The sequence below is a fragment of the Pandoraea eparura genome (genome assembly GCF_902459725.1).
GTDB classification, from domain to species: Bacteria; Pseudomonadota; Gammaproteobacteria; order Burkholderiales; family Burkholderiaceae; genus Pandoraea; species Pandoraea eparura.
This window is the reverse complement of the sequence record NZ_CABPSH010000021.1, coordinates 23,100-29,631: the sequence shown is the minus strand read 5'-3', so window position 1 is coordinate 29,631 and position 6,532 is coordinate 23,100. Positions and strand designations below refer to the sequence as shown.

3 protein-coding genes are annotated in these 6,532 nt (G+C 62.1%); 2 read left to right on the top strand and 1 reads right to left on the bottom strand.

Translation table 11 applies throughout. The features are described 5' to 3' along the window. Positions 1 to 170: 170 nt before the first annotated feature. Both PEP31012_RS23105 and PEP31012_RS23100 read left to right on the top strand, forming a co-directional pair. Positions 171 to 1,493 carry a carbamoyltransferase C-terminal domain-containing protein gene (locus tag PEP31012_RS23105; RefSeq protein ID WP_174978369.1) on the top strand — a complete coding sequence of 441 codons (1,323 nt, stop codon included), beginning with the start codon at positions 171 to 173 and terminating at the stop codon, positions 1,491 to 1,493. A 32-nt stretch (positions 1,494 to 1,525) separates the two neighbouring features. After that, positions 1,526 to 2,695, top strand: a complete 1,170-nt coding sequence (locus PEP31012_RS23100) for an MFS transporter (protein ID WP_174978368.1) — start codon at positions 1,526 to 1,528, stop codon at positions 2,693 to 2,695. A gap of 128 nt (positions 2,696 to 2,823) precedes the next feature. On the opposite strand, the gene PEP31012_RS23095 is transcribed toward PEP31012_RS23100, so the two are convergent. Continuing rightward, positions 2,824 to 6,441: an indolepyruvate ferredoxin oxidoreductase family protein gene (locus PEP31012_RS23095; protein WP_150591541.1), complete on the bottom strand. Its 3,618-nt coding sequence runs from the start codon at positions 6,439 to 6,441 to the stop codon at positions 2,824 to 2,826. Positions 6,442 to 6,532: the final 91 nt, after the last annotated feature.

Here is a 6,532-nt window from a genome sequence, read left to right as displayed (position 1 = left end):
TCGCGTCCGCTTAAATTTAAGCGGACACTATCTGTCGGCACAACGAGACCCGCAAGATGGGTTCGCCAGCCGCTTACATTGCAATTAGTGGATGGGAGGAGAAGCGAGGCAATTTAGTGAAGTCGATAGGGGCCGGATACATGGGCCTCGCGTCGCCCACGATTCAGCAGATGACGATTTTCGATCGAACAACGACGTTATTTTCGTCCTCGCACGAGCGATCGCATGTCTTGTGTGCCTACGCCCTTTCGCCGTTCCCTCAAGGGACTTCCTGTTATGCATTAGTTTGGGAGGGTCACATCGGCCGGTTCTATCATGTGGACGAGGCAATGAACATAAAGTTGTTGAGCAATGTCATGTGGGGACCCGGTATTCGGTATGCATTTGCGTACGGTCTCTTAGACCCTTCGTTCAACCTTCCAGCTGGTTCGATCAGGCTGTCGGACGCGGGAAAACTGATGGCTTTGGCCGCATTCTGCGAAAGCATCCCCCCGACGTTAGAAGAGCGAAGACTCGTGAATGACTTGCTGTCACGGCCAGAGGCGATCCCGCACTTCTCAAAAGAGGATTTCCGGTCGTATTCTCAGTACAACTGCGGGGTGACATCGGAAGCCGGGAAACGATTGACTCGGCTGATATCCGACGCAATCTTCCATAAATTCCTGACGATTATCCGCCAGCACGTTAAGACTCGAGCGCCTCTTTTAATCTCTGGCGGGTGCGGACTAAACTGCGACTGGAACTCACTCCTCTTCGAGACTGGGCTGTTCTCTGATATCTTTGTGCCCCCATGCGCTAACGATAGCGGCTCAGCAATTGGGACAGCGGCGGACGCGCAGTTCTGTCTAACAGGGTCGGCGAAGCTGAAGTGGTCTGTATATTCTGGACCATCGTTTGTGCTCGACAGGCGAGAGCACGAGGGGTTTCTCTGCTCGCCCGCAACGGCTTCCGTCGTCGCAAAACACCTGCATGCGGGCGCGATATTGGGTTGGGCCCACGGACGCGCCGAAATAGGCCCGCGCGCATTAGGACATCGCTCGATACTTGCCAGCCCTCTGGATCGTGGAATGCTGGAACGAATTAATCGGATAAAGCGGCGGGAGGGATTTCGACCAATAGCGCCGGTGTGCCGAGAAGAGGAGGTCGCCGAGCATTTCACACCGTCGCGACCAAGCCCTCACATGCTCTTCTTTCAGCGCGTCTTAAATTCTCACCTCCCTGCAATCACACATGTCGACGGTTCCGCCCGAATTCAGACGCTATCGCAACAGCAAGACCCTTTGCTGCACGAAGTACTTTCTGAATTTCGCAAGATCTCCGGCTTTGGCGTGCTGTGCAATACATCGCTGAATTTCAACGGCGCCGGCTTCATCAATCGATCGTCGGACCTCGCTCGTTTTGCGCGAGACGTCGGCCTGGACGGTTTCATTGTCGAAAATCAGCTATACCTGCGCGATCAGCACGTCACCGCATCACAAAGAGATTCGCTTTGATTGCTACACGCCCAGCAGGAAACTACTCGCGTTTGCTCGCCTCCCGTGCAATCGGCGCGTCGATCCTATGGATCGACTTCACGCTTATCTTCGAAAACCTCGCATTTCGGTGGAATGCCGACGCTGTCGTGATTGGATTCGCTATGGCGTTCTACGGCGTTCCCGGCGTCCTTGCGGGCCCGTGGATCGGCGCACTCGTGGATCGCCACTGTCCATGGCGGATGTTGCGTTGGAGCTACCTGATTCGCGCTGCCGCGGCACTGGCGCTCTGGCAAGCCCCTACCGTCGACATTTTTCTCATCTGCGTCGCATCGAAAGGATTCGCCAACCTCGTCCCCGGCCCCGCCGAACAACAGTTGTTTCGCCGCTTGCTGGCCGACGAGGCACTTCCCGGCAATGCCAGCAAAGTCACGCTCATCGATCAGTTGGCGAAACTGGTAGCACCACTCGTCGCAGCACTGCTAGCGACATGGCACCTTCCGGGTTTTGCCATCTCGGCGGCGCTCAGCGTCATCGGCATCCTGCTCTTGCCAAATGGATTCACCCCAAACACCGGCAAACGCGTCGGGGCTCTCCCCACCGCACGTCCCGTCTGGTCTGTGTTCCACGACGTCTTGAGACATCACCCCATGCTGCGCCGGGTGTTCCTTGTCACGCTATGTCAGGCGTTTGTCCTCGGCTTCTACGACGCACTGCTCGCTCTGTTTCTGAAAGCGCGCGGCTATCCCGACGGGACCTTCGGCAGCATTGTGGGGTGCACGGCAGCTGGCGCAATACTGGGGACATTTGCCTTCAAAGCAGCGGTAAAGCGATGGCCCCCTACGGATCTGCTCGCTGCTTCATCGCTGCTCTTTGGCATCACCATATTGACACCTGCGGCCATTGTCTACGCGAACGCCGCCTTGCCGGTAGTCACCATGCTTGGCCTTTGGATCGGTAACGGATTCGGTTACGGACTTGGCGTCATGCTGATGATGCTGACGTTCCAGCGGGAGTGTCCCCGCGAGGTGTTGGGGACCGTGACGTCCACAGGCCGAAGTCTTCAGTTGCTGCTGATGATCATTGCGCCGCTGATCGGTGGTGCCCTTTCAAACCTCACTAGCATCGAGTTCGTTTTTTTCTGCGCAGGAAGTGCCGCTATCGGACTCGCCCTGTTCACCCGCGTGGTTCCAGTCGCACAACACCCGCCGCCACACTCGTGAATGGCGAATGAAGCCAAGCCGTCCGACAAGCTTCGTACCGTTCATTCCAACAAGTTCGGTAGGTAATTATCGAAAGGGGGCGCCCTCATGTCTTATTGCGAAAGGCGCCCCCGATCAAGCCGACCCTCTTACTTCGCCGTCACCACCGGAATGCCCTTGAGCGACTTTCCGCTGCTGCGTGCGTGCGCCAGCGCCTGCTCGACGGCGTCGCTCGTCGCGGGTGTCACGTTCAGCCTTGCCGCAATCGTAGCCTCGACGCGCTTGACCATCGCCAGGTTCGCCAGCTTCACATGACCATAGCCGCGAATCTTCGCCGGTGCTTCGGCCAGCGCGATCACATCAGCCAGCGTGTCGGCCGACAGGCTCGCCAACGCACGCTCCAGCGTCGTGCGATAGTCCGCGATCAACTGACGCTCCATGCGGCGCTCCAGCGTGTAACCGAAGACGTCGAGCGCACCGCCGCGCAAACCGCGCAGCTTCGCCATGCCGCGCAGCACCGGCCACAGCCACGGCCCGATGGTCACCTTCTTAGGCACCGCACCGTCCTTGCCGCGGGCAATCAGCGGCGGCGCCATATGGAACTCAACTCGGAAGTCGCGTCCCGGCTTGCCCTCGAAGGTCTCGCCCAACGCGTCGGCGAACGCCGTTTGCGCATACAGTCGCGCCACTTCGTACTCGTCCTTGTACGCCATCAGGCGCGAGAGCTGCTGCGCCACGGCGCGCGACAAGCGGCCAGGCGCCCCCGCCACGCGCGTTTCCGCATCGGCCACCCGCTTCACGAACGCGGCGAACTGCGCCGCATACGCCGCACTCTGGTACTGCGTGAGCAACGTCACGCGATGCGCAACGAGCTCGTCGAACGTCATGTCGTCGGCGACCGGGGCATGCACCGGCGCCGGCGTGGCCTTGGCCGTCGTCTGCGTCAGCGCCGCCGGATCCCCCGCCGCCAGCCGACCGATCGCCAGCGCCAGCTGGTTCATCGGCACCGCCACGTTGTTCAGTTCGATCGCACGTTGCAGCGCATGCAGCGACACCGGCACCAGCCCCAGTTGCCACGCGAAGCCGAGCATGATGATGTTCGCGCCCATCGTGTCACCGAGGAAACGCTGGGCGAGCGCCTGGGCGTCGCACGCATCGAGCTTGTCGTTGCCTGCCGCATGACGCATCTTCTCAAGCAGCGCGTCGGCATGGAGATTCGCGTCGGGGTTCTGCACGAACGTCGCGTTCGGAATCGCATGCGTGTTGACCACCACGCGCGTGCGGTCGCGTCGCACGGTTTGCAGCGCGTCCGCGCTGGCCCCCACCACCATGTCGCAAGCGAGCAGCACGTCGGCCTGCTGCGTGTCGATACGCACCTGGTTGAGCGCCTGCGGCGTGTTGGCGAAGCGCACGAACGACAACACCGCGCCGCCCTTCTGCGCGAAACCCATGAAGTCGAGCACCGACGCGCTCTTGCCTTCGAGGTGCGCCGCCATCGTGATGAGTGCGCCAATCGTCACCACACCGGTGCCGCCCACGCCCGTGACCATGATGTCGAACGGTGCTTCGCCGGCGAGCGCGCTCGGCTGCGGCAGCGCGTTCAAACGTCCTTCGAAGGCCACCTGGTCGAAGGCGGCAGCCAGCGCCTTCTTCAACTGCGCGCCCTTGACCGACACGAAGCTCGGACAGAATCCATTCACGCAGGAGAAGTCCTTGTTGCACGACGACTGATCGATGCGACGCTTGCGCCCCAGCGCCGTTTCCACCGGCTCGACCGACAGACAGTTCGATGCCACGCCGCAATCGCCGCAGCCCTCGCAAACGGCCTCGTTGATGAACAGTCGACGATCCGGATTCGGGAATTCGTTTTTCTTCCGACGACGACGCTTCTCGGCCGCGCACGTCTGGTCGTAGATGAGCACAGTCGTGCCGGCGATCTCGCGCAACTCGCGCTGTACGGCGTCGAGTTCGCTGCGGTGATGGAACGTCGTGCCCTTCGGGAACTGGCCTTCGTGACCGATGTACTTCTCCGGCTCGTCGCTCACCACGACGAGTTTCGCAATGCCCTCGGCTTCGACCTGGCGCGCGATCTGCGGCACCGAAATCGATCCATCGACCGGCTGGCCGCCCGTCATCGCGACGGCGTCGTTGTAGAGAATCTTGTAGGTGATGTTCGCCTTCGAGGCTACCGCCTGACGAATCGCGAGCAGACCCGAATGGAAGTACGTGCCGTCGCCCAGGTTCTGGAAGACGTGCGGACGTTTGGTGAAGTGCGAGTGCGCGGCCCAGTCCACACCTTCGCCGCCCATCTGGATCAACCCCGTGGTGTCGCGATCCATCCACGACGCCATGAAGTGACAGCCGATGCCGGCCTGCGCGATGGAACCCTCAGGCACCTTCGTCGACGTATTGTGCGGGCAACCCGAGCAGAAATACGGCACGCGGCGCACGCCGTCGGCCGCGTTCGACAGGATGTCGTGCGCCACCAGATCGACCACGCGCTCACGACGATCCAGCGCCGGGCGATGCTTCGCCAGCCACTCGGCGAACACCGGCAATACGCGCGACGGACGCAGCTCGCCCAGCGCCGAGAGCAACGCGCGGCCCTCGGCGTCGGTCTTGCCGAGCACGGTCGGGCGCGTGCCCGTCGTGCGGTTGTAGAGGTATTGCTTGATCTGCTGTTCGACGACCGGGCCCTTCTCCTCGATCACGAGGATTTCCTTCAGGCCAGCGACAAACGTGTCCAGGCGCGACATATCCAGCGGGAACGACAGGCCCACCTTGTAGATACGCACGCCGGCCGCCGCGAGATCGTCTACGGTGAGGTCCAGCCGGCGCAGCGTCTCCATCAGGTCGAGATGCGCCTTGCCGCACGTCACGATACCGATGTCGGCCGCCGGGGCCGGGGCAATCCACTTGTCGATGCTGTTCACACGCGAGAAGGCGCGCACGGCGTCGAGCTTGTCCGCCAGACGCGCTTCGAGCGCCAGGCTCGGCAGATCGGGCCAGCGGTTGTGCAGGCCGCCCGCAGGCGCAACATAGTCGGACGGCTCGACCCAGTCGGTGCGGATCTTGTCGAGATCGACGGTGCCGCGCGATTCGACCGTCTCGGAGATGGCCTTCAAGCCAGCCCAGGCGCCCGAGAAGCGCGACAGCGCATAACCGTAGAGACCGAATTCGACGAGTTCGCCGATATCGGCCGGATTGAGCACCGGCATGCTCCACGACATCATTGTGAAGTCGCTCTGATGCGGCATCGACGACGACACGCAACCGTGGTCGTCGCCCGCCACCACGACCACGCCGCCGTGGCGCGACGCGCCGTATGCGTTGCCGTGCTTGAGCGCATCGCCCGCGCGGTCCACGCCCGGACCCTTGCCGTACCACATGCCGAACACGCCTTCGACGGTGCGCTCAGGGTCGGCCTCCACGCGCTGCGTGCCCATGACGGCGGTACCGCCCAACTCTTCGTTGATCGCCGGCAGGAACTTGACGTTAGCCGCATCAAGCAGCTTTTTCGCCTTCCACAACTGCTGGTCCACGCCGCCGAGCGGCGAGCCGCGATACCCGCTAATGAAACCGGCGGTGTTCAGGCCGCGCGCGGCGTCGAGCTGATGCTGCATCAGCAGGATGCGCACGAGCGCCTGCGTGCCGGTCAGGAAAATCTGACCGCGACTCGCCGTCAGCGCGTCGGAGAGCTGGTAATCGGGATGGGCCAGAGGATTGGCTGTCGGCGTCGCGGGGGCGGCGCGCATGGGGGCATTCATGGTGTCTCTCCTGATCCCCGCGGTCGGCGTCAGATCGATCTGAGCGCTGCATCGGCCGTGCTTCGGGGGCATTTGTTCTGTTCGTCTCGAC

Bases quoted from the DNA above. Each gene is read 5' to 3' on its own strand.
- PEP31012_RS23105 (WP_174978369.1), top strand. From the start codon at position 171: ATGACGATTTTCGATCGAACAACGACGTTATTTTCGTCCTCGCACGAG.
- PEP31012_RS23095 (WP_150591541.1), bottom strand. From the start codon at position 6,441: ATGAATGCCCCCATGCGCGCCGCCCCCGCGACGCCGACAGCCAATCCT.